The organism is Streptomyces sp. NPDC033966, assembly GCF_055575955.1.
Genome location: NZ_JBVIRQ010000002.1, coordinates 244,452 through 271,047 on the forward strand (window position 1 = coordinate 244,452; position 26,596 = coordinate 271,047).

Sequence of the window (26,596 nt, forward strand, 5' to 3'; positions counted from 1 at the left end):
CGCGCCACCGGGCGGGGGCCGGGCGCGCGCCCTCCGGGCGGACGGAGCCGCTTCGCGGACACCCCCCTGCGGCAATCGGGTGACGTGCGGGCCTCAGGGGGGCGTGGGACGCTGTTGGCGGGGCTCGGGCCGCTGTGCAAGGCAGCCGCGACGAACGGAGCGCGCCGTGGGAAATCCGATCCTGCCCGTGGCGCTGCGGCGCCGGGCGACCGCCGGATGTGCCGCCGCACTGCTGCTGGTGGCGCTCGCCTCGGGTACCGGTGCCGCGCGGGCGGCTCCTTCACCGCCGCCCTCCCCCTCCGGAGGCGGCCTCGACCCGCGCATCACGGAGATCATGCGCAAACCCGAGTACCGCTACGCCCAGTGGGGGCTGCTGCAGACCGAGCCGGCCAACGGCCGGGTGCTGCACAGCCTGTTCCCCGGGCAGTTCTTCATACCGGGCTCCACGGCGAAGCTGTTCCCCGTCTCCGCCACCTGGCAGACCCTCGGCCGGGACCACCGCTTCGTGACCCCCGTCTACGCGGTCGGGCAGCGCGACGGTTCCACCCTCGCCGGGGACCTCGACCTCGTCGCCCAGGGCGACCTCACCCTCGGGGGCCGCACCCGGCCCGACGGGACGGTCGCGTACACGGACCTCGACCACACCTACGCCGACGTCTTCCCGGGCGCCACCCTCACCCCGGAGAACCCGCTCGCCGGTATCGACCAGCTCGCCCGGCAGGTCCGCGAGTCCGGCATCACCCGGGTGGAGGGCGACGTGATCGTCGACAGCCGGCTGTTCGCCCCCGACCCCGAGCTCGACCCGGTGCCGACGCCGCTCATCGTCAACGACAACCTCATCGACCTGCTGACCACCCCCGGGGACCGGGCGGGCGCGGCCGCCCGGCTGGACTGGCGGCCCAAGGTCGCTCCGTACGAGGTCACCTCGACGGTGAAGACCGTCGCCGCCGGGAAGCCGACGGACATCACGGTGACGGCGACCGGCGGCGGCACCCGCATCCAGGTGTCCGGCACCATCGCCGCGGACGCCCGGCCGCTGCTGCGCACCTCCCCGATCACGGACCCGGCCGCCTTCGGCCGGACGGCGCTGATCCAGGCGCTCGGCCGGGCCGGGGTGGAGGTCACCGCCCCCGCGGCGGGGCCCAATCCGGTCGCCCGGCTGCCGCGCGACTACGCGGGCCGGCCGCGCGTGGCCGCGTACACCTCGCCCCCGTACGAGCAGTACGCGAAGCTGATCCTGAAGGTCAGCCACAACCTGGGCGCCAACCTGGACGTCTGCCTGCTGGCCGTCACCACCGGCAGCCGCCAGTGCGGCGACGGCTTCCCGGTGATGGCCTCCTTCCTGGACCGGGTCGGCGTGGACCGCGAGCAGGTGGCGCTGGCGGACGGCCGGGGCGGCAACCCCGCCGACCGGATCACCCCGCAGGCACTGGTGCAGATGCTGGCGTACTGGCAGGGCACCCCGGACGCCCGGCGGTTCCGGGAGGCCCTGCCGATCCTCGGGGTCGACGGGCTGCTCGCGGAGAACTGCCGGGACTGCCCGGCGCGCGGCAAGGTGTTCGCGAAGACCGGTGCGGCCGTCGGGGCCGACCTGCTGGGCGACCGGCTCGCGGTGGGCGCCATCACCATCGCCGGATACCTGGACAAGGGCGGCGGCCGCTTCGACCCCTTCTACGCGGGCGTCACCGGCGCGATGACGGCGAACGCCGACACCCAGGGCGTGGTGGCCATCGCCAACGACCTCGCCATGATCGCCGCCCACCTCCAGGAGTCGTCGCCCTGACCGGGCGGCGGCCGGCCGGCACCGGACCCGTGCCTACAATGGCTGGATGATCTTCATTGTGGTGAAATTCGCCGTCAAGCCCGAATACGTGGACCAGTGGCCGGAGAAGGTCGAGGAGTTCACCCGCGCCACCCGCGCCGAGCCGGGCAACCTGTGGTTCGAGTGGTCCCGCAGCCTGGAGGAGCCGGACACCTACGTGCTGGTCGAGGCGTTCCAGGACGACGCGGCCGAGGCGCACGTCACCTCCGAGCACTTCGCCAAGGCGCTGGAGACCATGCGTCCGCTGGTCACCCGGACGCCCGACATCGTCAGCACCACCATCGCGGGCGCCACCGGCTGGAGCCGGATGGGCGAGCTCCAGGTCGACTGAGCCGGGCCGGGGAGGGGCTCTTGACCGGCCGTCCATGATGGACGGTATGACGACCGGATCCCGTGCTCGTTCGTTCGGTTCCGCGGCGGCGCGCTACGCCGACCACCGGCCCTCCTACCCGGCCGCCCTCTTCGACGCCGTCGAGGACCTGGCCGGCTTTCCGCTGGCCGGCGCCCGCGTCGCCGACGTCGGCGCGGGGACCGGGATCGCGAGCGCGCTCCTGCGCGCCCGCGGAGCCCGGGTGGTGGCGGTGGAACCCGGGGAGGGCATGGCCGCCGAGTTCCGCCGCCGCAATCCGGGGATCCCGCTGGTCCTCGGCGACGGCGACCGGCTGCCACTGGCCACGGCGGGCACCGACCTGCTGGCCTACGCGCAGTCCTGGCACTGGACGGACCCCGCCCTCTCCGGTCCCGAGGCCCTGCGCGTCCTGCGGCCCGGGGGCGCGCTGGCCGTCTGGTCCAACGACCCCGACACGGACGTGGAGTGGATCGCCGACCAGCAGGCGCGCATCGAGAAGCACTTCGGCCCCGGCTGGTACGTCAACGAGCCGGCCCGTTCGCTGCCCGGCCTGCGCTTCACCACCCGACGGCTCAACTGGTCGCGCCGGATCTCCGTCGAGGCGCACCTCGGCAAGCTGTCGACGCATTCGCTCTTCCTGGTGGGCGAGCCGGGCACGGACGCCTTCCTCACCGCCGAGCGCGCCCGCCTGCTCGCCCTCTTCCCGGACGGCCGGCTCCGCGAGCACTACACGGTCAGGCTCGGCGTGGCCGTCCGGCGGTAGGCCCTGCTCCCATCGGGGGTATTCCGCGCCGTGGGGACGGTTCGCGGCCGGCGTCCGCGCCGCGCTGGTGAACACTCGTAGCGCCCTGACACGGGGGCACGGGAGAGGACGGCGCGTGTTCACCAACACCAAGGCATTCAGCGGGTTCGCCGTGAACGACCTCCAGCAGGCGAGGGAGTTCTACGCCGAGATCCTCGGCCTGCGGGTCAGCGAGCGGAACGGCAGGCTGACCCTGCACATCGCGGGCGGTACCGAGATCCTCGTGTACCCGAAGCCCGACCACGCCCCGGCGGGCTTCACGGTGCTCAACTTCCCGGTCGACGACATCGACGCCGCCGTCGACGAACTGACCCGCCGCGGCATCCGCTTCGAGCGGTACCCCGGATTCACCCACGACGAGAAGGGCGTCGTACGCGAGGAGGGAGGGCCGCAGATCGCCTGGTTCACGGACCCCGCGGGCAACGTCTTCTCCGTGCTCCAGGAGCCGTAGCACCGGGCCCGCCGAAGCAGAAGGCCCCGGTCTCCGCGAGGAGACCGGGGCCTTCGGTCGAGCGCTGGGCAGGCCTTGCACCTGCATTCCCCCACGGGAAGTGGGGTGTCTTTCCTTGGACCACCAACGCATGTCCCCTCCACCGTGTTTCACGGCGGCGGGTGCGAGATCAACTATACGGCAGTCGGGCGGCTGCCGAAACCGTGTGGCGACCGGGGCGCCGGGACGCCGGCCTGGCGTGATGACCAAGGAACTGGAAGGAGTACCGGCAGCGCGGCTCAGAACCAGTTGACGGTGAGCGCGAAGGCCGTGCCCGCGCTCGCTCCGGCGGAGTCGGTGGCGGTGACGGTGACCTGTGCCGTGCCGGTGCTCCAGGGCTTTCCGGTGATGCGGCCCGAGGCGGCGTCGAGGGTCAGGCCCCACGGCAGACCGGCGGCGGCGAAGCGGAAGGGCTGCTTTCCGCCGGTGGCGGTGAGCTGGACGGTGCAGGACTGGTTGAACCTGCACGTCTGCGGGCCCGGGTTGGCGAGCTTCAGGTCACCGGGGGTGGGCGTCGGGGTCGGCGTCGGCGTGGGCGTGGGCGTCGGGGTCGGTGTGGGGGTCGTGCCGCAGCCCGGGGCGGCTTCCGGGGGGAGGGTGACCTGCCAGATCTGCGGGTCGTTCTCGGAGCCGACCAGGAGGTGCGCGCAGTCCGCGTACGTCACCGTCTCGCCCTGCGACTGGGCGGGGAGGGCCACGTCCGCGAGTTTGGTGCCCGATGTGTCGTAGACCGAGGCCGTGTTGGCGCCCAGCGGGCCTCCGCTGCGCAGCGTGTACGAGGCGCCCGTCGGGGAGAACGCGCCGTCCGTGGCGAAGACCGGGCCGGGCCGGACGGCGGTGAGGGTGTTGACCTGGCCGGTGACCGGCGGGAGCGGGGCCTGGTAGAGCTGTCCGGCGGCGCCGATCAGCTTGCTGGCGACGTATACGCGGCCGGTGGCCGGGTCGGCGAGCAGGGACTCGGCGTCATGCTTGCCGTCGGCGTAGGCGAAGCGGTACGTCACCGGGGTGACGGTGGCGTCGGCGAGCCGCTCGGGCTCGGGGAAGGAGTGCACGGTGATCTCCGCGCGGCTGCCGAAGTTGTCCCCGATGTCGCCGACCAGGACGGCCGGGCCGCCCGTGGCGTCCTTGCCGACCGCGAGGCCCTCCCAGTCGGTGTTGCCGACGCCCGAGACGGTGAGGGTGGCCTTGAGCACTCCGGTGGCGCCGGTGCAGTCGACGGCGAAGACCTGGTTGGTGTTGCCGCTGTCGTTGACGGCGTAGAAGACGCCGGGGTGTCTGCGGCTCATCGCGAGGCCGCTGATCTCGGTCATGCCGCCGGGCAGGGTGCACTTCTTCTCGGGGGCGGCGGCGGCCTGGACGGCGGATGGCGCCGGGGACGCGGTGGCGTCCGCCATCCAGGCCACCGCGGGCAGGAGCACGGCGAGGGCGGCGCTCGCGAGGGCGGCGGCCCTCGGGGGTGTCAGGAGTCCGGTCATGCGGACCATGGGAGGCGGCGGCGCCGGGCGGCGCCAGCCCCGCACGCCCCCCGTTCGAGCATCGTTCAATGCCGCCCGGGCATGGGGACGGGTGCCCGCGGCTCAGCGCTCGGGTTCCCGTACCGGCGCCTTGTGGCCGGCGTGGGCGATGAAGGCGCGGGCCGCCCGGCTCAGCGGGCGGCGGGCGTGCGCGATGCCGACCGGGCGCAGCAGCGCCGGGGTGAAGGAGCGGATCTCCGCCCTGCTTCCGAAGGCTCTGGCCACCACGTCCCGGTACCAGATGAGGGAGCCCCGGCCGTCGGTCACTCCGGTCACCCAGGCGAGGCGCTCGTCGACCTCGAGGGAGGGCACGGGGCGGACGCCCATGCAGCTGAACATGGCCTCCATCTCGGTGCGGCGGCCGGTCCCGGGGGTGGGCAGCACCATGGGGAGCCCGTCGAGCATGCGCAGGGGAACGGGGTGCGGCAGCCGGGTGCCGATCGGCGAGATCAGCACCACCTCGCGCTCCTGGATGAAGTGCGTGGACAGTTCCTTGTCGACGGGCAGGTCGACCAGGGCCAGTTCGGCCCGCCCCTGGGTGAGTTCCTCGACGAGGGCTTCGCGGCTGTCGTGCTGCTGGAGCCGGACGTCCACTCCGGGGTGGCGCCCGCTGAAGCCGGCGATCAGGTCGGTGGCCAGGTCCAGCGCGAGGGTGGGGGTGGTGACGAGGGTGAAGGCGGCCCGTGAGTCCTTGCCGTGCGGGGTCCCGATGTCGTCGATGGCTTCGACCGCGTTGAGCACGGTACGGGCCAGCCGGACGACCCGGGCCCCCTCCGGTGTGAGGTCCACCCCCCTTCCCCGGCGTGCCAGCAGTTCGACTCCGAGGTCGCGTTCCATGGCCTGGACCGCCCGGGACAGGGCCGACTGCGCGACGAAGACCGAGGCGGCCGCGCCGGTGATGGACCGGCAGTCGGCGACGGCGACGAGGTAGCGGAGTTGCGCGAGGGTGGGGGTCATGAGCGGACGGTAACGGCGTGGGCATGGACCTGTAAGGGCTGGTGGGTGAACAACTGCCGCCGGGTCCGCGGACGGCTCCATGCCGGCTCGGCGGCGAGACATGCACGGGCGGCATGAGCCCGGCCGGATGCGGTACGCCGGCCCGTGCGCGGGGGCTGTCCGCCCGGCCGGGAAAGGCGCAGGCCAGCGGCGGGGCGGGGGCTCACGGCAGGCCCCGCCGGGGTGGCGGGCGGGTGCGCCGGAGGTCCGGGCGGGGCGAAGCAGCGTATTCCGTATGGCTGTTGACAGTGCGGGGCGCCCCCCGCACGATGCATCGCGGCGTCCGGGCGTTTGACCACGGGTCAAGCCGGTCGCGCCGCCCGGCCGGGGCCGCACCCGGCGCCGTCCGCTCCATCGGCACCGCCCTCACCTCATCGCTCTCCCCCGTTCTTCCGCCCTGTACTGCGCCATGTCACACAGCACTGGAAGAGGAGCGCTCGTGACCCTCCCGCACCCGCAGTCCGCCGCCGCCCGTGAACTGGTCGTCGCGGTCAGTCCGTTCGAGGAGCCGAACCCGGCGATCGTGACCGCGGCCGAACGCGCCGGCTCCCTCGGCCTGCTCGACCTCGGCCGGGACCCGGACGCCGCGCGGCGCGCCTTCGCCGAGCTGGCCCGCCGGCTGGAGGCCGGAGGCGGAGCGGCCGTGGGCGGTGGCCGGTACGGGGTGCGGGTTCCCCCGGGGTGTCCGACCGGGCCCGGCGAGCTGCCGCCCGAGGTGGACACCGTGCTGCTGGCCGACCCGGCCGCCCACACCCGGGAGCAGGTGGCCGCCTGGGCCTCGGCGCCCGGCCGGCCCCGCGTCTGGGCCGAGGCCACCGGCCGGGCCGAGGCCGCCGCGGCCGTCTCCGCCGGGGTGTCCGCCCTGGTCGCCAAGGGCCACGAGGCCGCGGGCCGGGTGGGCGGGTCCACCACCTTCGTACTGCTCCAGCAGCTCCTGGCGGACTCCGGGCCCGGGGTGCCCGTACTGGCCCTGGGCGGGATCGGGCCGCACACGGCGGCCGCGGCCGTGGCGGGCGGGGCCGCCGGGGTGGTGCTCGACGTACAACTCGCCCTGACGGCCGAGGGAGAGGAGGCGCTGCCCGCCGAAGTGGCCGCGGCCCTGCGGGCCATGGACGGCTCGGAGACCCGGCTGGTGGACGGGCACCGGGTGTTCACCCGCCCCGACCTGCCCGCACCCCCCGCCGGTCCGGTGTCCGCCCTGCTGGGCGCCCGCGGCCTGCGGGAGCAGCTGCTGCCCGTCGGCCAGGACGGGGCTTCGGCGGCCCGCCTGGCGGCCCGCCACCGCACCACCGGAGGGGTGGTCCGGGCCGTACGGGCCGCCGTCACCGGGCACCTGGAGGCCGCCGTGCGGGCCCGGCCGCTGGAGCGCGCGCTGTCCGTCGCGCAGGGGCCGATGACCCGGGTGAGCGATCAAGCCCGCTTCGCGGAGGCGGTGGCCGCCGGGGGCGGGGTGCCGTACCTCGCGCTCGCGGTGATGGAGGGCCCGGACGTACGCCGGCTCCTGGCCGAGACCGCCGAGCGGCTCGGGGACCGCCCCTGGGGCGTGGGCCTGCTGGGCTTCGCCCCGGAGGAACTGCGGCGGGAGCAGCTGGCGGCCGTGGCCGGGGCCCGCCCGCCGTGGGCGGTCATCGCCGGCGGCACCCCCGCCCAGGCGGCCCCGCTGGAGGCGGCCGGGATCCGGACGCACCTGCACGTGCCGTCGCCCGGGCTGCTGGAGCGGTATCTCGCCGAGGGGGCGCGCCGGTTCGTGTTCGAGGGGATGGAGTGCGGCGGGCACGTCGGGCCGCGCGCCTCCTTCCCGCTCTGGGAGGAGCAGATCGAGCGTCTGCTGTCGTGTCCCGAACCGGGGTCCCTGGACGTGCTGTTCGCGGGCGGCATCCACGACGGGCGCTCGGCCGCGATGGCGGTGGCGGCCGCCGCCCCGCTGGCCGGACGGGGCGCGCGGATCGGCGTACTGATGGGCACCGCCTACCTGTTCACCGAGGAGGCCGTGGCCTGCGGGGCGGTGCGGCCGGTCTTCCAGCGGACGGCGGTGGAATGCGCGGACACCGTGCTGCTGCACACCGCGCCCGGGCACGCCACCCGCTGCGCGGCGACCCCGTACGCCGAGGCCTTCGAGGCCGCGCGGCGGCGGCTGGAGCGGGACGGCACGCCGCAGCGCGAGGTGTGGGAGGAGCTGGAGCGGCTCAACCTGGGCCGGCTCCGCATCGCGAGCAAGGGCCTGCGGCGCGCCCCGGACACTCCCGCCCTGGAGCCGGTCGGCGAGGAACAGCAGTACGCGGAGGGGCTGTTCATGCTAGGACAGGCCGCAACGCTGCGCTCCGGGACCACGACGGTGGCCGCGCTGCACGCGCAGGTGACCGAGGGGGCGAGCCGGCTGCTGGACCGGCGGGCCGCCGAGCTCCCGGTGCCGTCCGCGGCGGCGGAGGCGGCGCCGGACCCGCTGGACGTCGCCATCGTGGGGATGGCCTGCGCCTACCCCGGCTCCGCCGACCTGGCCGGCTACTGGGCGCGGATCCTGGACGGCACGGACGCGGTGACGGAGGTGCCCGCCGAGCGCTGGGACCCGGCGCTGTACTACGACCCCGACCCGGCCCGCGCGGGCGAGCGCACCCCCTCCCGCTGGGGCGGGTTCCTCGGCCCGGTGCCCTTCGACGCCCTCGCCCACGGGATCCCGCCCGCGTCGCTGGCCGGGATCGAACCGGTCCAGCTGCTCGCCCTGGAGATGTCCGCCCGGGCCCTCGGGGACGCCGGTTACGGCCGTGAGCGGGAGTTCGACCGCTCCCGGACCTCGGTGGTCTTCGGGGCGGAGGCCGGTACCGAGCTGGCGGGCGCGTACGGACTGCGGTCGCTGCTGCCCGGCTACCTGGGCTCGGTCCCCGACGGCCTGGACGAGCAGCTGCCGCGGCTGACCGAGGACTCCTTCCCGGGGGTGCTCGCCAACGTCATCGCGGGCCGGGTCGCCAACCGGCTCGACCTGGGCGGCGCGAACTGCACCGTCGACGCCGCCTGCGCCTCCTCCCTCGCCGCCCTGGACCTGGCCTGCCGCCAGCTGCGCGACGGGGACAGCGACATGGTGCTGTGCGGGGGCGCGGACCTGCACAACGGGATCAACGACTACCTGATGTTCTCCTCGGTCCGCGCCCTGTCCCCCGGGGGACGCTGCCGGCCCTTCGACTCGGCCGCCGACGGGATCGCGCTCGGCGAGGGCGTGGGCGTGCTGGTGCTCAAGCGGCTCGCGGACGCGGAGCGGGACGGCGACCGGGTGTACGCGGTCGTCAAGGCGGTCGGCGCCGCCAGCGACGGCCGCTCGCTCGGCCTGACCGCGCCCCGGCCCGAAGGCCAGCGCCGGGCACTGGAGCGGGCCTACGCCCGGGCCGGGGTCTCCCCGGCCGAGGTGGGTCTGGTCGAGGCCCACGGCACGGGCACGGTGGTCGGTGACAGTACCGAACTGGCCGTGCTGACCGAGCTGTTCACCGCCTCCGGTGCCGCACCGGGGTCCTGCGCCCTGGGCTCGGTCAAGTCGCAGCTCGGGCACACGAAGTGCGCGGCCGGGCTGGCCGGGCTGATCAAGGCGGCCCGGGCGGTGCACGCGGGCGTACGGCCGCCCACCCTGCACGTCGCCGCGCCCAACCCGGCCTGGGAGGAGGCGACCAGCCCGTTCTTCTTCGACGAGCGGGCCCGGCCCTGGGCGCTGCCGGCGCGGCGGCGGATCGCGGGGGTCAGCGCGTTCGGCTTCGGCGGCACCAACTACCACGCCGTGCTGGCCGGTTACGCCGGAGCGGACGAGCCGGGGCACGGGCTGGAGGAGTGGCCGGCCGAGCTGTTCTGCTTCCGCGGCGAGGACCGGCGGGCGGCGGGCCGGGCGATGGCGCGGCTCGCGGCCCGGCTGGAGGAGAACGACGCGGCCGGGCGGCCGTGGAGCCTGCGGGACCTGGCGGCGGAGGCCGCCGCGTCGGGGTCGGGACCGGTGCGGGTGGCGGTGGTGGCCGCCGACGCGGACGAGCTGGCCGTCCGGCTGGAGCGGGCCCGGGCGTTCGAGCCGGGCGCGGGGGTCCACGTACGGGAGGAGACGGCCGAGCCGGGTCGGGTGGCGTTCCTGTTCCCCGGGCAGGGCAGCCAGCGCCCGGGCATGCTGGGCGAGCTGTTCACGGCGTTCCCCGCACTGCGGGGGCTGCTGGACGGGGCGCCCGGGCCGGTGGTGTCGGCGATGTTCCCGCCGACGGCCTTCGGCGCCGACGGGCGGGCCGCGCAGCGGGCGGCGGTCACCGACACCCGGGTGGCCCAGCCGGCCCTGGGGCTGGCGGGGGCGGCGGCGCACCTGCTGCTCGGGCGGCTCGGCGTACGGCCGGACTGCGTGGCCGGGCACTCGTACGGGGAGCTCACCGCGCTGTGGGCGGCCGGGGTGTACGACACGCCGGGCCTGCTGCGGCTGAGCGCGCGGCGCGCCGAGGCGATCCTGGCCGCCGCCGGAGCGGACCCGGGGTCGATGGCGGCGGTGTCGGCGGCCCCGGAGGAGGTACGGGAGACCGTCGAGCGCGCCGGGTGCGTGGTGGCGAACCACAACGCGCCCCGGCAGTGCGTCATTTCGGGTCCGACGCCGGCGGTCGCCGCGGCGGTGGAGGCGCTGCGGGAGGCGGGGCTGACGGCGGAGCCCATCCCGGTGGCCTGCGCGTTCCACAGCGGGGTGGTCGCGGGGGCGGCCGGGGCACTGGCAGCCGAGCTGGCGGCGACGGAGCTGGCCGGGGCCGCCGTACCGGTCTGGTCGAACACCACGGCGGGCCCGTACCCGGCGGGCGCCGATGCCGTACGGGAGCTCCTGGCCCGGCAGGTGGCGGAGCCGGTCCGGTTCACGGAGCAGGTGGAGGCCATGTACGCGGCCGGCGTGCGGACCTTCGTGGAGGCCGGGCCCGGCCGGGTGCTGTCGGGACTGGTCGGCCGGATCCTCGGGGACCGCCCGCACACGGCGGTCCCGCTGGACGTGCCGGGCGAGCACGGGCTGGCCCGGCTGGTCACGGCGCTGGCGGAACTGGCCGCGGCCGGGGTTCCGGTGGAGCCGGAGGCGCTGTTCCGGGGCCGTACCCGGCGGCTGCCGGAGCGGGCGCCGGGGCGGCCGGGCTGGCTGGTGGACGGGCACCTGGTGCGCACGGCCGACGGGGTGCCGGTCGCCGGGGGGCTGCGGCCGGCCCGGCGGGTGGAACCGGCCGCGCCGGTACGGACCCCGGGGGACGGGGACCGGCGCGAGGAGACGGTGCTGGAGTACCTGCGCGGGACGCGCGAACTGGTGGAGGCACAACGGGCTGTGCTGCTGGGCTACCTGGGCGCTCCGGCTCACGCGCTTCCCGGGACGGAGGCGGCGCATCCCGCGGAGGTCGCGGCGCCCGGGCCGTCCGCCCGCCCCGGCGCCGCGCCCGTGGCGGTGGCGGCGCCCGTCGCCGGGGGGACCGGGGTTCCGGGTACGGCCGAGGAGGTGATGGACGCGGTCCTGGAGATCGTCCACACCCGGACCGGATACCCCCGGGACATGCTCGGCCCCGAACTCGACCTGGAGGCGGACCTGTCCATCGACTCCATCAAGCGGGTGGAGATCATCGGCGCCCTGGCCGACCGCATCGGTCTCCCGCAGGAGCCCGGCGGCTCCACCGGGTCCGCCGTCGAGGAGCTGTCCCGGATCAAGACCCTGCGCGGGATCGTGGACTGGATCGTCTCCCGCGCCGCCCCCGGCTCCGCCACTGCCCCGGAGCCGGAGCCCGTCGCGGCGCCGGCACCGCCGCCGCTCGCGCGGCTGCGGGTCCGGGCGGTGCCCGTGGCCGCGGCCTCCGGAGATCCGGAGGCCCTGCGGGGCCTGCGGATCGGGGTCGTCGAGGACGGACAGGGTCTCGCGGCCGCCCTCGGCGGGGCACTGCGGGAGCGGGGTGCCGAGGTGCGGCCGCTCGCCGGCGCGGAGGCCGGGTTCGACGGGATCGTCGACCTGTCCGCGCTGCGGGCCGGGGCCGAGCCGGTGCTGCCCGGGGCCTTCGAGGGGCTGCGGCAGGCCCTGGCCGGCGGGGCCGGGCGGCTGTTGCTGGTGACCGCGCCCGCGCCCGGGACGGCGGGGGCCGGTCTGCACGGGTTCGCCCGCAGCGCGGCGCTGGAGTTCCCCGGCACGCTGGTCCGCGCCGTGGAGGTCCACCCCAAGGAGGACCCCGAGCGGACCGCCCGGCTGCTCCTGGCCGAGCTGGCCTGCGAGCCCTCCGACGGGGACGGGGCCTCCGTCGGGTACGCCCCGGACGGCACCCGCTTCGCCCGCCGGGCGGTGCCCGCCCCGCCGGCCGCGTCCGGGGAGGCCCTGCCGCTCGGCCGTGACTCGGTCGTCCTGCTCACCGGCGGGGCCCGCGGGATCACCGCCCGCACCGCCCTCGCACTGGCCCGCGCCACCGGGTGCCACGTCGAGCTGCTCGGCCGTACGCCCGAACCACCGCCCGGGGAGGACGCGTTCGGGCAGGCGCGGGACCGGGTGGCGCTGCGGGCGGCACTGATCGCCTCGGGGCTGCGCACCCCGGCCGAGATCGAGGCGGCCGCCTCGCAGATCCTCGCCGCGCGGGAGGTGCGGGCCACGCTGGACGGCCTCGCCGACGCGGCGGCCTCCGTCCGCTACCACTGCGCCGACGTCACGGACGGGGCGGCGGTACGGGCCGTCGTGGCGGACGTGCGCGCCCGGCACGGCCGGCTCGACGGGATCGTGCACGGCGCGGGGCTGCTGCGGGACGGGCTGCTGCGCGAGAAGCGGGCCGCGGACTTCGCGGAGGTGTTCGGCACGAAGGTGGCCGGTGCCCGGCACCTGGCGGCCGCGGCCGCCGAACACGGGCGGTGGCCCGCGCCCCGGTTCCTGGCCCTGTTCGGCAGTGTCGCCGGGGTGTACGGCAACCGGGGCCAGAGCGACTACGCCGCCGCCAACGACGCCCTCGACACCCTCGCGCACACCTGGGCGGAGTCCTTCCCGGGCCGGGTGCTGGCGGTGGACTGGGGGCCCTGGGCGGCGGAGGCGGGCGGGATGGTCACCCCGGAACTGGAGCGGGCGTACGCCCGGCGCGGGATCCCGTTGATCGCGCCGGAGGCCGGGACCGCCGCGTTCCTCGCCGAACTCGCGCACGGGGACGACGTACAGGTGGTCCTGGCGGCCGCTTCGGAGGAGGGGCGGGGCGATGAGTGAGCGGCCGGGGCGCGGACCGCGTCCGACCGACGCGGCGGTCGTCGGGATGGGCGCGGTGTTCCCCGGGGCCGGGGATCTGGCGGCGTACCGGCGCAACCTCTTCGCCGGTACGGACTGCATCGGCGAGGTGCCGCCGGAGCGGTGGGACCCGCAGGTGTACTACGACCCGGACGCCGCCTCCGGTCCGGCGGCCGGCGACCGCTTCTACTGCCGGCGCGGCGGCTTCGTCGACGGCCTGGCGGGCTTCGACCCGACCCGGTTCGGGATCATGCCGGCGGCCGTGGAGGGGGCCGAGCCGGACCAGATGCTGGCCCTGCGGGCGACGGCCGAGGCGATCGCGGACGCGGGCGGCGAGGAGCGGCTGCCGGCCGACCGGTCGCGGATCGGGGTGGTGCTGGGGCGCGGCGGGTTCATGGGGGCGGCCACCGCCCGGCTGGACCAACGGGTACGTACGGCGCACCAGTTGGCGCAGACCCTGCGGGAGCTGGCGCCGGAGCTGGGCGAGCGGCGGATCGCTGAGGTGCGGTCCGCCTTCCAGGAGGCGCTGGGGCCGGAGCGGCCGGAGGCCTCGATCGGTCTGGTGCCGAGCTTCACCGCCGCCCGGACCGCGAACCGGCTGGACTTCCGGGGCCCCGCCTACACCCTGGACGCGGCCTGCGCCTCCTCGCTGCTGGCCGTGGACCAGGCGGTGGGGCTGCTGGCGTCGGGACGCTGCGACGCGGTGGTCGCGGGGGCGGTGCACCACTGCCACATCGCCACGCTGTGGAGCGTGTTCACCCAGCTGCGGGCGCTCAGTCCGAGCGAGCGGATCCGGCCCTTCGACCGGGCGGCCGACGGGACGCTGCTGTCCGAGGGCACCGGGGTGGTGCTGCTGAAGCGGCTGGCGGACGCGCAGCGGGACGGGGACCGGGTGTACGCGGTGGTCCGGGGGACGGGGGTGGCCGGGGACGGGCGGGCGGCGAGCCTGATGAGCCCCCTCGTCGCGGGCCAGGTACGGGCGCTGGAGCGGGCCTGGCGGGAGGCCGGGCTGGACCCGCGGGCGCCGGGGGCGCTGGGGCTGCTGGAGGCGCACGGTACCGGGACCCCGGTGGGGGACGCGGCCGAACTGGACACCCTGGCCCGGGTGTTCGGGCCGCCCGGGGCCGCGTCGGGGCCGGGGATCGGCTTCGGGTCGGTGAAGTCGGCGCTCGGGCACACCATGCAGGCCTCCGGGATGGCCGGGCTGATCAAGGCCGCGCTGGCGGTGCACGAGGGGGTGCTGCCGCCGACCCTGCACCTGGAGGACCCCCACCCGGACCTGGCCCGGACCCGGATGCGGCCGGTGACGGCCGCCGAGCCGTGGGAGCGCGGGCCGGCGCCGCGCCGGGCCGGGGTCAACGCCTTCGGCTTCGGCGGGATCAACGCGCACGTGGTGCTGGAGGAGGCTCCGGCCACCGGGCGGGCGGCTCCCCCGGTGCGCCGGTTCATGCCGCTGGGAGGCGGGGCCGGGCCGGTGGGGCCGGGCGCGGGGGGCGGCGTACTGCTGCTGGCGGCGGACACCCCGGCGGAGCTGTCGGCCCTGCTGGCCGCGCCCTCGCCGGTGTCCGGCGGGGACGGGCCCTGCCGGGTCGCGGTGGCCGGGCCGACGCCGCAGCGGCTCGCGCTGGCCGCGAAGGCGGTGGCGCGGGGCCGGCCCTGGCGGGGGCGGGGGGACGTGTGGTTCAGCCCCGAGCCGCTGGGCGGCCGGGTGGCGTTCCTGTTCCCGGGCCTGGAGCCGGAGTTCGCTCCGGTGCTGGACGACGTCGCGGACCGGCTGGGCATGGACCGGCCGCGCCTGACCCGGGGCGGCTCGCTGATCGAGCGGGCCCTGGACGCCATCGCGACGGGCCGCTTCCACGCCCGGGTGCTGCCCGCCCTCGGGATCGGCGCCGACGTACTGGCGGGCCACAGCCTGGGCGAGTGGGCGGCGATGGTGGCCGCCGGCATGTACCCCGAGGACGCGGCCGACGCCTTCCTCGACTCGCTGCGGCCCGGCTCCCTCAAGGTCCCGGACCTGGTGTACGCGGCCCTGGGCTGCGGTGCCGGGCGGGCGCGGGCGGCGCTGCACGGGCTGGAGGGGGTGGTGGTCAGCCACGACAACTGCCCGCACCAGTCGGTGATCTGCGGCGACCCGGAGCAGGTCGCGGCCGCGGTCACCCGGCTGCGCGGCGAGGGCGTCCTGGGACAGGAGCTGCCGTTCCGTTCCGGCTTCCACACCCCGATGTGGGAGCCCTACCTCGGGCAGGTCCGGGCCGCGTTCGGCCGGCTCCCGCTGGAGCCGGGCGCCGTCCCGGTGTGGTCGGCCACCACCTGCGCGCCGTTCCCCGCCGCCCCGGGGGACGTGCGGGACCTGGTGGTGCGCCACCTGCTGGAGCCGGTGCGCTTCCGCGAGCTGACGCTGCGCCTGTACGAGGAGCAGGACGTCCGCAGCTTCGTGACCCTGGGCCCCGGCAGCCTGCCGGGCTTCGTCGAGGACACCCTCCGCGACCGGCCCCACCTGGCGGTCTCCACCTCCTCCCCCCGCCTGCCGGGGCTGGCCTCGCTGACCCGCACCTGCGCCGCGCTCTGGGCGGAGGGACACGCGCCGCGCTGGGAACTGCTGGCGGAGGGCGCGGCGGCCGCGCCGGTCCCGCGGCCCGGGGCCGGAGCCCCGGCGGCGCGGGCCGGGACGGGGCCGGGGGTGCGGGCCGGGACGGGGCCGGGGGTGCGCGGGGTGCGACTGGACCTCGGGTCGCCGCTGGTCCGGCTCGGCGAGGCGGCCCGGGCCTCCCTGGGCGGACTCCTCACCGCGGCCACGGCCCCCGGCTCCGGTCCGGCTCACGCCGCCCCGCAGGTCCGGCCGGTCCTGCTGTCCGCCCTCGACGCGGTACTCGACGACACCCGTTCCGCCGCGCGCAGCGTCGCCGGGGCCTTCACGGCCGCCCGCCCGCCGGAACCGTCCGGCGCGGGCCCCCGGTCGGGGGCGGGCACGGGTACGGGCACGGGCACGGGCACGGGCACAGGCCCCGGCGCGGGGGTCGGCGTGGGCCCCGTGCCCGACGGTGCGGGGAGGGTCCCGGGGAAGCACACCCTGCGGCTCTCGCTCGCCGCGCTGCCCGGCGTACGGGACCACTGCGTGTACCTCCAGCCCGACGGCTGGCCCGAGGACTCCGACCGGTTCCCGGTCGTGCCGATGACCACCATGCTGGAGCTCGCGGCCGACGCCGCCCGGCGTCACGCGCCCGCCGGTCTCGCGGTCACCGGCTACGAGGACGTACGCGCCCTGCGCTGGCTGCCCGTCGAACCGGCCCTGGACGTCGAGGTCCTGGTCCACCGCGAGGGCCCCGGACGGTTCCGGGTGGTGCTCGGGGAGTACGCCTCGGTGGTCGTCCTGCTCGGCGAGCGGTACGAGGCGCCGCCCGCCCCCGACCCGGCGCCCCTGCGCGACCCGCGGCCGGCTCCGGTCAGCGCCGCCGCCCTCTACCGGGACCGGTGGATGTTCCACGGCCCGCGCTTCGCCGGGGTGCACGAGGTGCGGACCGTCGGTTCGGACGGGATCGAGGGGGTGCTGAAGGCGCTCCCCGACCCGGGGGCCCTGCTCGACGCGGCGGGCCAGCTGTTCGGGCACTGGATGCAGCTGAGCCTGGCCGTGGACCGGCTGGTGTTCCCCGCCACCGTGGACCGCGTCCGCTTCTCCGGCCCGCCGCCGGCCGCGGACGGGCTCGTCCGGGCCACGGCCCGGGTCCGGGAGGTCCAGGACGTCACCGTGCGCGGGGACGTGGAGCTGCGCCGGCCGGACGGCGGGGTGTGGGCCCTGATCGAGGGGTGGACCTACCGCCGGTTCGGGGCCGACGAACGCGTCTGGCCGATGAAGTTCACCCCGGAGGTGTGCGGCATCGGCGAACCGCAGCCCGGCGGCTGGTGCCTGGCCCGCAGGCGCTGGAGCGACCCCGCCTCGCAGGAGCTGGTGATGCGCCGCTACCTGGGCGCCGCCGAGCGGGCGGCGTACGAGCGCCTGTCGCCGCGGGCCCGGGGACCCTGGCTGCTCGGCCGGATCGCGGCCAAGGACGCGCTGCGGCAGCTGCTGTGGGACGGCGGCGCCGGACCGGTGTTCCCGGCAGAGGTGCCGGTCGGCAACGATCCGGCGGGCCGGCCGCTGGCGCTGGGGCCGCTCGCCGCCGGGTTCCGGCTGACGATCGCGCACAAGGACCGGATCGCCGTCGCCCTGGCCCGTCCCGGCCGGGCGGTGGGGATCGACGTGGAACCGGTGGCCGCCGACCCGGACGCGCTGGTCCGCGTCGCCCTCGGGCCGGGGGAACTCGCCCTCGCCGAGGCGCTCGCCGGTGCCCCGGCAGGCGCCGGGGGCGGCGCCGGCGGCCTGCCCGCCGCGCTGACCGCCCTGTGGTGCGCCAAGGAGGCCGCCGCCAAGGCGGACGGCGGCGGGCTCGGCGGCCGTCCGCGCGCGTGGCGGGTGTCCGCGGACCCGGACGGCGACCCGTTCTCCGGGGACGCCTGCCTGCTGGTGCGGTCCCCGGACGGCCGCCCGTACCCGGTACGCACCACCCTGCTCGGATCCTCACCGCCCGGCCACGTCGTCGCCTGGACCTGCGACGGCACACCGCCCGACGTCCCCTTCCACCTCACGGAGACACGCCATGGGAAATGACATCCTCGCCGAGATCACCGGCATGCTGGTGGAGATCGTCGGCGACGAGTACCTGCTCGCGGACGAGGTCACGATGAAGACGACGTTCAACGAGGACCTCGCCCTGGAGAGCATCGAGTTCGTCGCCCTCGCCGAGGCGCTGCACCACCGCTACGGCACCCGGGTGGACCTGATGGGCTTCCTCGCGGAGAAGGACATGGACGCGATCCTCGCCATGTCCGTCGGTGAACTCGTCACCCACATCGGGCGGGTCACGCACGCCTCCCTCGCCCGCGGGGCGTCGGGGGGCGCCGCCTCCTCCGCCGCCGTGGCCGGCTGAGCCCGCCGTGGCCTTCGTACGCGCGGGCTCCCTGCGCTTCCACGTCCAGCGGCTCCCGGCCGCCCCGGCGGCCGGGCCGGGCCGGCCCCTGGTGGTGTTCCTGCACGGCCTGGTCGTCGACAACCTGTCCTCCTTCTACTGCCCGGTGGCCCTGCCGGTCGCCCGGGCCGGGCACGAGGTGCTGCTCTACGACCTGCGCGGCCACGGCCGCACCGAGCGCCCGGCCGGCGGCTACGACAGCCGCACCGCCGTACGGGACCTGTTCGGGCTGCTCGGCCCGCTGGGCCTCGGCGGGCGCCCCGTGCACCTGGTCGGCAACAGCTACGGCGCCACGCTCGCCCTGCACGCCGCACTGGCCCGGCCCGACCTGGTGACCGGGCTCACCCTCCTCGAACCGCCGCTCAGCGGGGCGTGGGTGGAGAACATGGTGGACACCCTGTCGGCGGCCGCGCTGAGCCTGGAGGACAGCCCGGTTCCGGCGGAGCTGCTGGCCCTGCGCCTGCGCAAGGCGGCGCACCTGACCGCCATCGCCGACGACCTGCTCAACCGGACCTCCCTGATCGACGACATCGCCGGGAGCCGCACCTTCACCCCGGCCGACTACGCCCGGCTGCGCTGCCCGGCGCTGGTCGTCTGCGGCGAGCACTCCGAACTGGTGCCGGGGGCCCGGGAACTGGCCCGCCACGCGCCGGGGGCGGAGCTGCGGATCCTGCCGGGCCTGGGGCACGACGTCCTCAAGGAGAGCAGCGGGGTGCTGCGGGATGCCGTTCTGGCGCATCTCGACGTGACGGCGACGGCCGCCGCGTCCACAGCGGCGGCGGCCCGGCCGCGGGCGGGGGCTCTGGTCCCGTGAGGGTGCTGTTCGCGGTGCCGCCGCTGGCGGGGCACGTCAATCCGACCGCGGCCGTCGGGGCCGAACTGGCCTCGCGGGGCCATGAGGTCGCCTGGACCGGGCCGGCCTCCGCGCTGTCCCGGCTGCTGCCCCCGTCGGCGGGGATCCTGCCGGCCGGGGAGGACGCCGACGGCGGCGGGTACGCCGCGCTGCACGAGCGGTGGCGCGATCTGCGCGGGGTCGGCGCACTGCGGTTCCTGTGGGAGGAGGCGCTGATCCCGCTGGCGCGGGCGATGGTGCCCGGGGTGACCCGGGCGGTGCGGGCCTTCGCGCCGGACGTGGTGGTCTGCGACCAGCAGGCCCTGGCCGGGCCGCTGGCCGCCCGCCGGCTCGGGGTGCCGTGGGTGACCTCGGCCAGTACCTCGGCCGAACTCACCGCCCCCTTCGCCGGTTTCCCCAAGGTCGGGGAGTGGGTGGCCGGTCAGGTCGCGGGGCTGCTCGCGGAGTTCGGGGAGAGCGGTGGGGACGGCGGGGACGGCGGCGGGTGGGACCCGCGCTTCTCCGAGCTGCTGGTGCTGGTCTTCTCGACGCCGGAACTGCTGGGGCCCGGCGCCGTCCCCGCGCCGCACCACGCCTACGTCGGCCCGGCCTTCGGGCCCCGGCCGGCCGCGCCCGGGTTCCCCTGGCGGCGGCTGGATCCGCGGCGGCGCCGGGTTCTGGTGTCCCTGGGCACCCTCAACCAGGAGGCGGGCTCCCGCTTCTACCGGGCGGTGCTGGGCGCGGCCGAGCGGCTGGCGCCGGAGGTGCAGCTGGTGCTGGCGGCGCCCGCCGCGCTGGTCGGGGAGGTGCCCGGTCACGTACTGCTGCGGCCGAGCGTCCCGCAGCTGGAGCTGCTGCCGCACCTGGACGCGGTGGTCTGCCACGGCGGCCACAACACGGTCTGCGAGGCCCTCGCGTACGGGCTGCCGCTGGTGGTCGCCCCGATCCGCGACGACCAGCCGATCGTGGCCCGGCAGGTCGCCGACGCCGGGGCCGGGGTCCGGGTGCGGTTCGGCCGGACCGGGGCCGAGGAACTGCGGGACGCGATCACGGCCGTGCTGGACGATCCCGGCCCCCGCCGGGCCGCCCGGCGGATCCAGGCCTCATTCGCCGCGGCGGGCGGGGCGGCCGCCGCGGCCGACCGGTTGGAGAAGCTGATATGACGCCGCTCGCGCTCCCCCGCGTCCGCTGGACCTCCGCGGTGCTGCTGGCCGCCCTCGGTACCGGCACGGTACGGGCCGGCCGCCGGCTGCGGGCGGTCCCGGTGCTGCCGGCGGCCCCGCCCGTGTCGGCCGGGGTGCCGGGGGCCGCCGGGTGGCGGCTGCTCACCGCCCGCGGGGTGGAACCGGACGCGGCCGTCTTCCTCGCGGCCTGCGCGTACGCGGACCGGGAGGGGCTGCGGGTGCTGGACCTGCTGCCCGGGGACCTGCCGGCCGAACGGGCCCTCGGGCTGCTGCGGCTGGTGGACCCGGCCCGGTACCGGGGGGACCGGCTCGGGGAGGGGCGGGGTGCCGGGTTCGCCGTGCTGGTCGCCGAGGAGGTGCTGGAGCGGGCCGGGGCGGCGGGTCCGGGCGGGCCGGGCCCGGAGGCCGGCCCGGCGGAACTCCTCGCGCTCACCCGGCGTTTGAAGGAGTACGCGGCCGGGGCGACGGGGCTCGCCATCGCCCCGGGTCTGAGCTGCGGCCCCCGCGCCGGGAGGGCGGGCGGTGCCGGGCGGGCCGCCGAGCTGCGGGCGCAGGGGCTGCCGGCCGGGGCGCTGGCCGCCGCCCAGCTGTCCGGGCTGGCGCTGCTCGCCGCGGTCGCCCGGCGCCAGGGCCGGTGGGGGGCGGCGGCGGCCGGGCTGTACTGGCTCCAGCCGTACCTGGTCCTGGGCGGGCCCGGCTCCCCGCTGCGCCCCGCCGATCTGGCCCGGGCCACCGCCGGCCGGCCGGTGCGCTCCCTCGGCGCGGCCCTGCGTACCGCCGTGGCGGCGGGCGGCTCCCGGGACGCGGTGCGCAGCCCGGGGGCGGCCGCGGCGTACCGGGCCGAGCTGGACGGGGGGACCGGGCGGTTCTTCGAGGAGCGGCGCCCCGACTGCCCGTGGTGCGGCTCCGGGCCGCTGACGGTGCGGGTGCGGGTGCCCGACCTGCTCCAGGGCAAGCCGGGACGGTTCACTCTGGAGCGGTGCCGGGCCTGCGGGCACGTCTTCCAGAATCCCCGGCTCACCCCGGAGGGGCTGGAGTTCTACTACCGCGACTTCTACGAGGGGCGCGGCGGCGAGGGGGCCGGCACGGTCTTCGGCCGGCTCGGCGCCTCCTACCGGCGCCGGGCCGAGATGCTGCGGCCCCACACGGTCCCGGCGTCCTGGCTCGACGTCGGCACCGGGCACGGCCACTTCTGCAACGCGGCGCGGGAGACCTGGCCCCGGACCCGGTTCGACGGGCTGGACATGGGCGACGGGGTCTGCGGGGCGGAGCGGCGCGGCTGGGTGGAGACGGGCTACCGGGGCCAGTTCCCGGATTTCGCCCCGAAGCTGGCCGGCCGGTACGAGGTGGTCAGCATGTACCACTACCTGGAGCACACCCGGGATCCGCTGGCGGAGCTCGACGCGGCGGCCGCCGTCCTGCCGTGCGGCGGGTACCTGACGGTCGAACTGCCCGACCCCGAGTCGCGGATGGCCCGGCTGCTCGGCCCGGCGTGGCTGCCGTGGTTCCAGCCGCAGCACCAGCACCTGATCCCTGCCGCGAACCTGCGGGAGGCGCTGGCCGACCGGGGGTTCACGGTGCTCGCGGAGGAGCACGGCCCGGCCCACCAGGGCAACGACTTCTTCGGGGCGGTGGCCCTGACCGCGGCACGGCTGGCCCCTGACCCGGACCGGCCGTGGGGGCCGCCGGCCACGGCGGGCGCGCGGGCGCTGGCGGCTGCCGTACGGGTGGCGTCCGTGCCGTGCTTCGCGGCGGCGGCGGTGCTCGACGCGCTGCGCACGGCGGCGGCCCGGTACACCGACGGCGGGAACGCGTACCGGATGCTGGCCCGCAAGGACGTGCCGTGACGGCCCCCGCCGCGGGCGGCCTGGCCCGTCGGGCGACCGCCGATCCGCTGTTCCGGCTCGTCGCGTACGCCCTCGAAGCCGCGCACGGCCGGCCCCCGGCGGCCGTGTGGAGCGCGCCCCACGCCTTCCACCTGGGCTCCCCCGGGCTGGTGGCGGCGGCCGGCTGGCCCGCCGCCGCGGCCGCGGCCCCGCGCGGCGACGGGCTGGTCCGGCTCAGCTCCCTCGGCCACCCCGCCGACGGCTGCGACCTGCCGCTGACCCTGTCCGGGCCGCCGCCGGCCGCACCCGCCTGGGCGGTGCGGCCGTACGCCGTGCTGCGGGCGCTGGCCCGGGCGGGCTACGGCCGCGGCGGGACGGACCTGCACGTGCAGGGCTCGCTGACGGCCGCCGCCGGGCTGTCCACGGCGGAGCCGGCCGACTGCGCGATGGCGCTCGCCGTGGCCGGCGTACACGGCCCGCCGGGCGCGGAACCCGACCGGGAGCGGCTGGCCCGGCTGCTGGCCGGGGCGCTGCCGGACGGGGACGACGCCCTGCGCCGGGCGGTGCTCTTCGCCCGGCCCGGCGAGGCCCTGCTGCTCGGGGCGCGGGCGGGGCGTCGGCGGTACGTCACCTTCGACCCGGCCGCCTCGCGGGCGCGCCTGGTGCTGGCGGCCGTACGCGGGGAGCCCGCGGACCGGCCCGCGGAGCTGGCCCGGACCGTCGCCCTCGCCCGCCGGGCGGGGGCCCTGAGCGCCTGGCCGCCCGGCGGGCGGCCGGAGCGGAGCGTACTGCTCCTGCTGCCCGAGGCCAGGGCGGCGGCGGTGCGGGCGGCGGTCGCGGAGGACTCCCGCGACCGGGGGCGGCCCGTACCGCGGTTCCTGAACATCGCCGTGGCCGGGGCCGCCCGGCGCGAGCACTGACCCGTCCGGCCCCGCCATCCGCGAACCCACCGAACTCCGTGAACGAGGAGGAACACCCCATGCCCCTTCCCCCACCGCGATCCAGGCGTCCCGTCACCGTGGCGGCGCTGGCCGCGTTCAGCGCGCTCGGCCTGCTGGGCGCCGTCACCGTCGCGAACTCCGAGGCGGCCGAGAGCGGTCCCCCGGCACGGTCGGCGGCAGCCGCCGGACTGCCGTCGTACGACCACGTGGTGGTCGTCGTGTACGAGAACAAGCAGTTCGGGGAGATCATCGGGAGCGGCAACGCCCCGTACATCAACCAGCTGGCCGGCGGCGGCGCGAGCCTGACCGGGATGAAGGCGCTGACCCACCCGAGCCAGCCGAACTACTTCAACCTCTTCTCCGGCTCCACCCAGGGCATCACCGGGGACGGCTGCTACACCCCGCAGTCCATGACGGCCGCGAACCTCGGCCAGGAGCTGATCGCGGCCGGCAAGACCTTCGCCAGCTACAACGAGGACCTGCCGTCGGAGGGGTCAACGGCCTGCACCAGCGGCCAGTACGCGCAGAAGCACAACCCGTGGTTCGCCTTCAAGAACGTCCCACTGAACACCGGCAAGACGTGGGCACAGTTCCCGCAGAACGACTTCTCGGCCCTGCCGGACCTCTCCTTCGTGGTGCCCAACCAGTGCAACGACATGCACTCGTGCTCGGTCGGCACGGGTGACACCTGGACGAAGAACAACATCGACGCCTACGCGCAGTGGGCGAAGGCCAACAACAGTCTGCTGGTGCTGACCTGGGACGAGGACAACTACCTGGGGTCGAACCAGATCGCCACCGTGTTCTACGGGGCGGACGTGAAGACGGGCACGTACTCCACGGCGTTCAACCACCACCATCTGCTGCGGACCTTCGAGGACCTCTTCGGCACGGCCACGCACGCGGGCAACGCCGCCAACGTCCAGCCGATCACGGAGGTGTTCACCGCCTCCACGACCCCCACCCCCACCCCCACGCCCACCCCGACACCCACCCCGACACCCACGCCGACCCCGACCCCGACACCCACCCCCACCCCGACGCCGACCCCGACGCAGGGCGGGCTGGTGCTGGCCAACCCCGGCCCGCAGACCTGCAAGTTCAACCAGTCCTGCACCGTCCAGCTCAGCGCCACGGGCGGCAGGGCCCCGGTCCGGTACGCGGCCACCGGCCTGCCGTGGGGGCTGAGCGTCGACGCGGGCACCGGACGGATCAGCGGGAAGCCGTGGGGCAGCGGCACGGTCCAGGTCACCGCGACCGCGACCGACGCCGCGGGCACCACCGTCACCGCCGCGTTCCCGCTCACCGTCAACTGGTTCTGACGGGGGCGTCCGTGTGGCGGCCGGTCCGCGGACCGGGCGCGGGGGGCGCCGGGCGGCGGTCCGGGGGGCGGAAGGGCCGGGGGGACCACCAGTTGGCGCGGCCGAGGAGGGTCATCGTGGCGGGGACGAGGAGGCAGCGGACGAGGGTGGCGTCGACCACGACGACGAGGGTCAGGGCGGTCGCGAGCTGTTTCATCACCAGCACCTCCCCCGTCGCGAAGCCGGTGAAGACGATGCACATCAGCAGCGCCGAAGAGCTGATGATGCGGGCGGAGCGCTGTACGCCCGCCTCCACGGCGAGGTCGTTGCCGACGCCGGCCCGGTACAGCTCCTGGATGCGGGAGAGCAGGAACACCTCGTAGTCCATGGACAGGCCGAAGGCCAGGGCGAACACGACGACCGGCAGCCAGTAGCCCAGGCCGCCCAGGGTGTGGACGCCCAGGATCCCGGCGCACCAGCCGTCCTGGAACACCAGGACCAGCGCACCGAAGGAGGCACCGAGGGAGAGGGTGTTCATCACGATGGCCTTGAGCGGCAGCAGCACCGAGCCGGTCATCGCCAGCAGCAGGACGTAGCTGGTCAGGGCGATCAGGGCGGCGGCGCGCGGCGCGTGCTCGACGACCTCGGCCCTGAAGTCGGCGTCGAGCGCGGCCCGTCCGGTCACCCACACGGGGAAGTCCGCCGGGCGGTCCGCCCGGAGCCGTCCGACCAGGCCGGTGGCGGTGGCCGCGTCCGCGTCGGGCACCGGGACGAGGCGGACGACGGCGACCCCCGGGCCGGCGGCGCCGGCGGGTTCGACCCGCTGCACCTGCGGGGCGTCCTCGAAGCGCTCCGCCCAGGCGGTCAGGCGGGCCGCTCCGGTGCGCGCCACGACGACGACGGCGTCGGGCCGGTGCTGGGGGAACCGCTCGGCGACCAGGTCGGCGAAGCGCCGGGCCTCGGTTCCCGGGGGCAGTTGCAGTTCGCCGACCGGGCTGACGAGGTGGACCCGCAGGAAGGGCGCGGCGGCGGCGAGCAGCAGGACCCCCACGCCGACGGCGACGGCCGGTGCCCGGCGGCGGGTCCAGCGGGCCAGCGCGGCGAAGGCGCCCGCGTCGGTCTCCCGGGCCGCGCGTGCCCCGATCCGCTTCCCGCACGCCGCCAGCAGCGCGGGGGTCAGGGTGACGGCGGCGGCGAGCGACAGCAGGACGGTACCCGCCGCGGCCAGGCCGACGGAGGCGTAGAAGTCGCTGGGGAAGGCGGCCAGTCCGCTCAGGGCGGCGGCGATGACCAGCGCGGCGAACAGGACCGAGCGGCCCGCGCTGCCCATGGTCCGCACCACCGCCTCCGGGACGTCGTGGCCCGCGGCCAGCTCCTCGCGGAAGCGTCCGACGGTGAGCAGGGAGTAGTCCACGGCGAGGCCCAGGCCCACCATCGTGGTCGTGGACAGCACCGGGGAGGTGAGGTCGTACCAGCGCGACAGCAGCAGCAGCCAGAGCATGCCGGTGCCGACCGTGCCGACGGCGGCGAGCAGCGGCACGGCGGCCGCGACGAGGCCGCCGAACAGGAGGTACACCACCACCAGGGTGACGGGCAGGGTGATCAGTTCGGCGCGCCGGGTGTCGGCCACGGTCCGCCGCGCCACCTCGGCGCGTGCCCGTTCGCTGCCGCCGAGCGTCACCGTCGCGCCGGGCAGGCTCCGCCGCACCGCGCGCAGCCGGGCCTCGACGGCCCGCTCGCAGCGCCGGCGGTCCTCCCCGGCCAGGTCCCGGTCCAGCCGTACGGCGAGCAGCGCGGCCCGGCGGTCGGCGGCGTACGCCCCTTCGGTGAGGGGGGTGACGGCCTGTACGCCGGGGGTCGCGGCCAGGTCCCGGCGGGCGGCGGCCAGTTCCCGCCGGAGGCCGGGATCGGTCACCGGCGGGCCGGACACCACCGCGTCGATCTGGCCCCCGTAGGGGCGGACGCCGTCCAGCAGCCGGTTGCCCCGCACGGATTCGTGCGCGGCCACGCTCCAGGGGCGCCGGTCCAGCCCGTCCATCACCGGTCCCGCGGCGCCGGCTCCGGCGGCGAGGAGCAGCAGCCACAGCAGGAGGACCCGCACGTGGCGGCGTACGCAGATCAGGGCGAGCCGGGCGGGCACCGTGCTCAGGGGGCGCATCGGCGGCCTTCGGGTGGGTGGGCGGGGACGGAGGTCATGGGCGGGTCCGGTCGGGGTCGCACGTGGGGAGGGAGGGGGGTGCGGGGTGAGGGGGCTTCCCTGCCAACGACGGCCGGCGGCCGGTGTGGCGGTGTCGCGGCGCCCGGCACCCGGTCGGCGTCCTGGGGA

15 protein-coding genes are annotated in these 26,596 nt (G+C 76.8%); 12 read left to right on the forward strand and 3 right to left on the reverse strand.

Features of this window, described 5'->3' with window-relative positions; all coding sequences use genetic code 11:
• The first annotated feature begins 166 nt into the window (after positions 1-166).
• From dacB to ACZ518_RS06690, 4 genes are all read left to right on the forward strand, one after another.
• Positions 167-1,783, forward strand: coding sequence for a D-alanyl-D-alanine carboxypeptidase/D-alanyl-D-alanine endopeptidase (gene dacB / locus ACZ518_RS06675; RefSeq protein ID WP_469111908.1), 1,617 nt, complete (start codon positions 167-169; stop codon positions 1,781-1,783).
• Between the two features lie 46 nt (positions 1,784-1,829).
• The gene (locus ACZ518_RS06680) at positions 1,830-2,153 is read left to right on the forward strand and encodes a putative quinol monooxygenase (RefSeq protein ID WP_469111909.1); all 324 of its coding nucleotides are present in this window, start codon (positions 1,830-1,832) and stop codon (positions 2,151-2,153) included.
• Positions 2,154-2,199: 46 nt separating this feature from the next.
• Positions 2,200-2,934 carry a class I SAM-dependent methyltransferase gene (locus tag ACZ518_RS06685; RefSeq protein ID WP_469111910.1) on the forward strand — a complete coding sequence of 245 codons (735 nt, stop codon included), beginning with the start codon at positions 2,200-2,202 and terminating at the stop codon, positions 2,932-2,934.
• A gap of 115 nt (positions 2,935-3,049) precedes the next feature.
• A complete protein-coding gene (locus ACZ518_RS06690) occupies positions 3,050-3,424 on the forward strand; it encodes a VOC family protein (RefSeq protein ID WP_469111911.1) in 375 nt (124 codons plus the stop codon).
• A gap of 278 nt (positions 3,425-3,702) precedes the next feature.
• On the opposite strand, the gene ACZ518_RS06695 is transcribed toward ACZ518_RS06690, so the two are convergent.
• Together ACZ518_RS06695 and ACZ518_RS06700 are read right to left on the reverse strand one after the other, a co-directional pair.
• A complete protein-coding gene (locus tag ACZ518_RS06695; protein ID WP_469111912.1) occupies positions 3,703-4,938 on the reverse strand; it encodes a putative Ig domain-containing protein in 1,236 nt (411 codons plus the stop codon).
• 102 nt (positions 4,939-5,040) lie between these two features.
• On the reverse strand, positions 5,041-5,934 hold the full coding sequence (locus ACZ518_RS06700) for a LysR family transcriptional regulator (RefSeq protein WP_469111913.1): 894 nt from the start codon (positions 5,932-5,934) through the stop codon (positions 5,041-5,043).
• 478 nt (positions 5,935-6,412) lie between these two features.
• Between ACZ518_RS06700 and ACZ518_RS06705 the strand changes: the two genes are divergently transcribed.
• From ACZ518_RS06705 to ACZ518_RS06740, 8 genes are read left to right on the forward strand one after another with little or no spacing between them, the layout of a single operon-like run.
• On the forward strand, positions 6,413-13,165 hold the full coding sequence (locus tag ACZ518_RS06705; RefSeq protein WP_469111914.1) for an SDR family NAD(P)-dependent oxidoreductase: 6,753 nt from the start codon (positions 6,413-6,415) through the stop codon (positions 13,163-13,165).
• Positions 13,158-17,828, forward strand: coding sequence for a beta-ketoacyl synthase N-terminal-like domain-containing protein (locus ACZ518_RS06710; protein WP_469111915.1), 4,671 nt, complete (start codon positions 13,158-13,160; stop codon positions 17,826-17,828). Before ACZ518_RS06705 ends, ACZ518_RS06710 begins: the two co-directional genes overlap by 8 nt.
• A complete protein-coding gene (locus ACZ518_RS06715) occupies positions 17,818-18,147 on the forward strand; it encodes an acyl carrier protein (RefSeq protein ID WP_469111916.1) in 330 nt (109 codons plus the stop codon). Before ACZ518_RS06710 ends, ACZ518_RS06715 begins: the two co-directional genes overlap by 11 nt.
• A gap of 7 nt (positions 18,148-18,154) precedes the next feature.
• Positions 18,155-19,000, forward strand: a complete 846-nt coding sequence (locus ACZ518_RS06720; protein ID WP_469111917.1) for an alpha/beta fold hydrolase — start codon at positions 18,155-18,157, stop codon at positions 18,998-19,000.
• A 2-nt stretch (positions 19,001-19,002) separates the two neighbouring features.
• The gene (locus tag ACZ518_RS06725; protein ID WP_469112334.1) at positions 19,003-20,181 is read left to right on the forward strand and encodes a glycosyltransferase; all 1,179 of its coding nucleotides are present in this window, start codon (positions 19,003-19,005) and stop codon (positions 20,179-20,181) included.
• The gene (locus ACZ518_RS06730; protein ID WP_469111918.1) at positions 20,178-22,049 is read left to right on the forward strand and encodes a class I SAM-dependent methyltransferase; all 1,872 of its coding nucleotides are present in this window, start codon (positions 20,178-20,180) and stop codon (positions 22,047-22,049) included. The genes ACZ518_RS06725 and ACZ518_RS06730 overlap by 4 nt, the downstream gene beginning before the upstream one ends.
• Positions 22,046-22,948 carry a galactokinase gene (locus tag ACZ518_RS06735; protein ID WP_469111919.1) on the forward strand — a complete coding sequence of 301 codons (903 nt, stop codon included), beginning with the start codon at positions 22,046-22,048 and terminating at the stop codon, positions 22,946-22,948. The genes ACZ518_RS06730 and ACZ518_RS06735 overlap by 4 nt, the downstream gene beginning before the upstream one ends.
• A 59-nt stretch (positions 22,949-23,007) precedes the next feature.
• Positions 23,008-24,291 (forward strand): alkaline phosphatase family protein, encoded by a 1,284-nt coding sequence (locus ACZ518_RS06740; RefSeq protein WP_469111920.1) that lies wholly within the window; start codon positions 23,008-23,010, stop codon positions 24,289-24,291.
• On the opposite strand, the gene ACZ518_RS06745 is transcribed toward ACZ518_RS06740, so the two are convergent.
• Complete coding sequence (locus ACZ518_RS06745; protein ID WP_469111921.1) at positions 24,278-26,428, reverse strand: MMPL family transporter; 2,151 nt, start codon at positions 26,426-26,428, stop codon at positions 24,278-24,280. The two genes, ACZ518_RS06740 and ACZ518_RS06745, sit on opposite strands and share 14 nt — an antisense overlap.
• Positions 26,429-26,596: the final 168 nt, after the last annotated feature.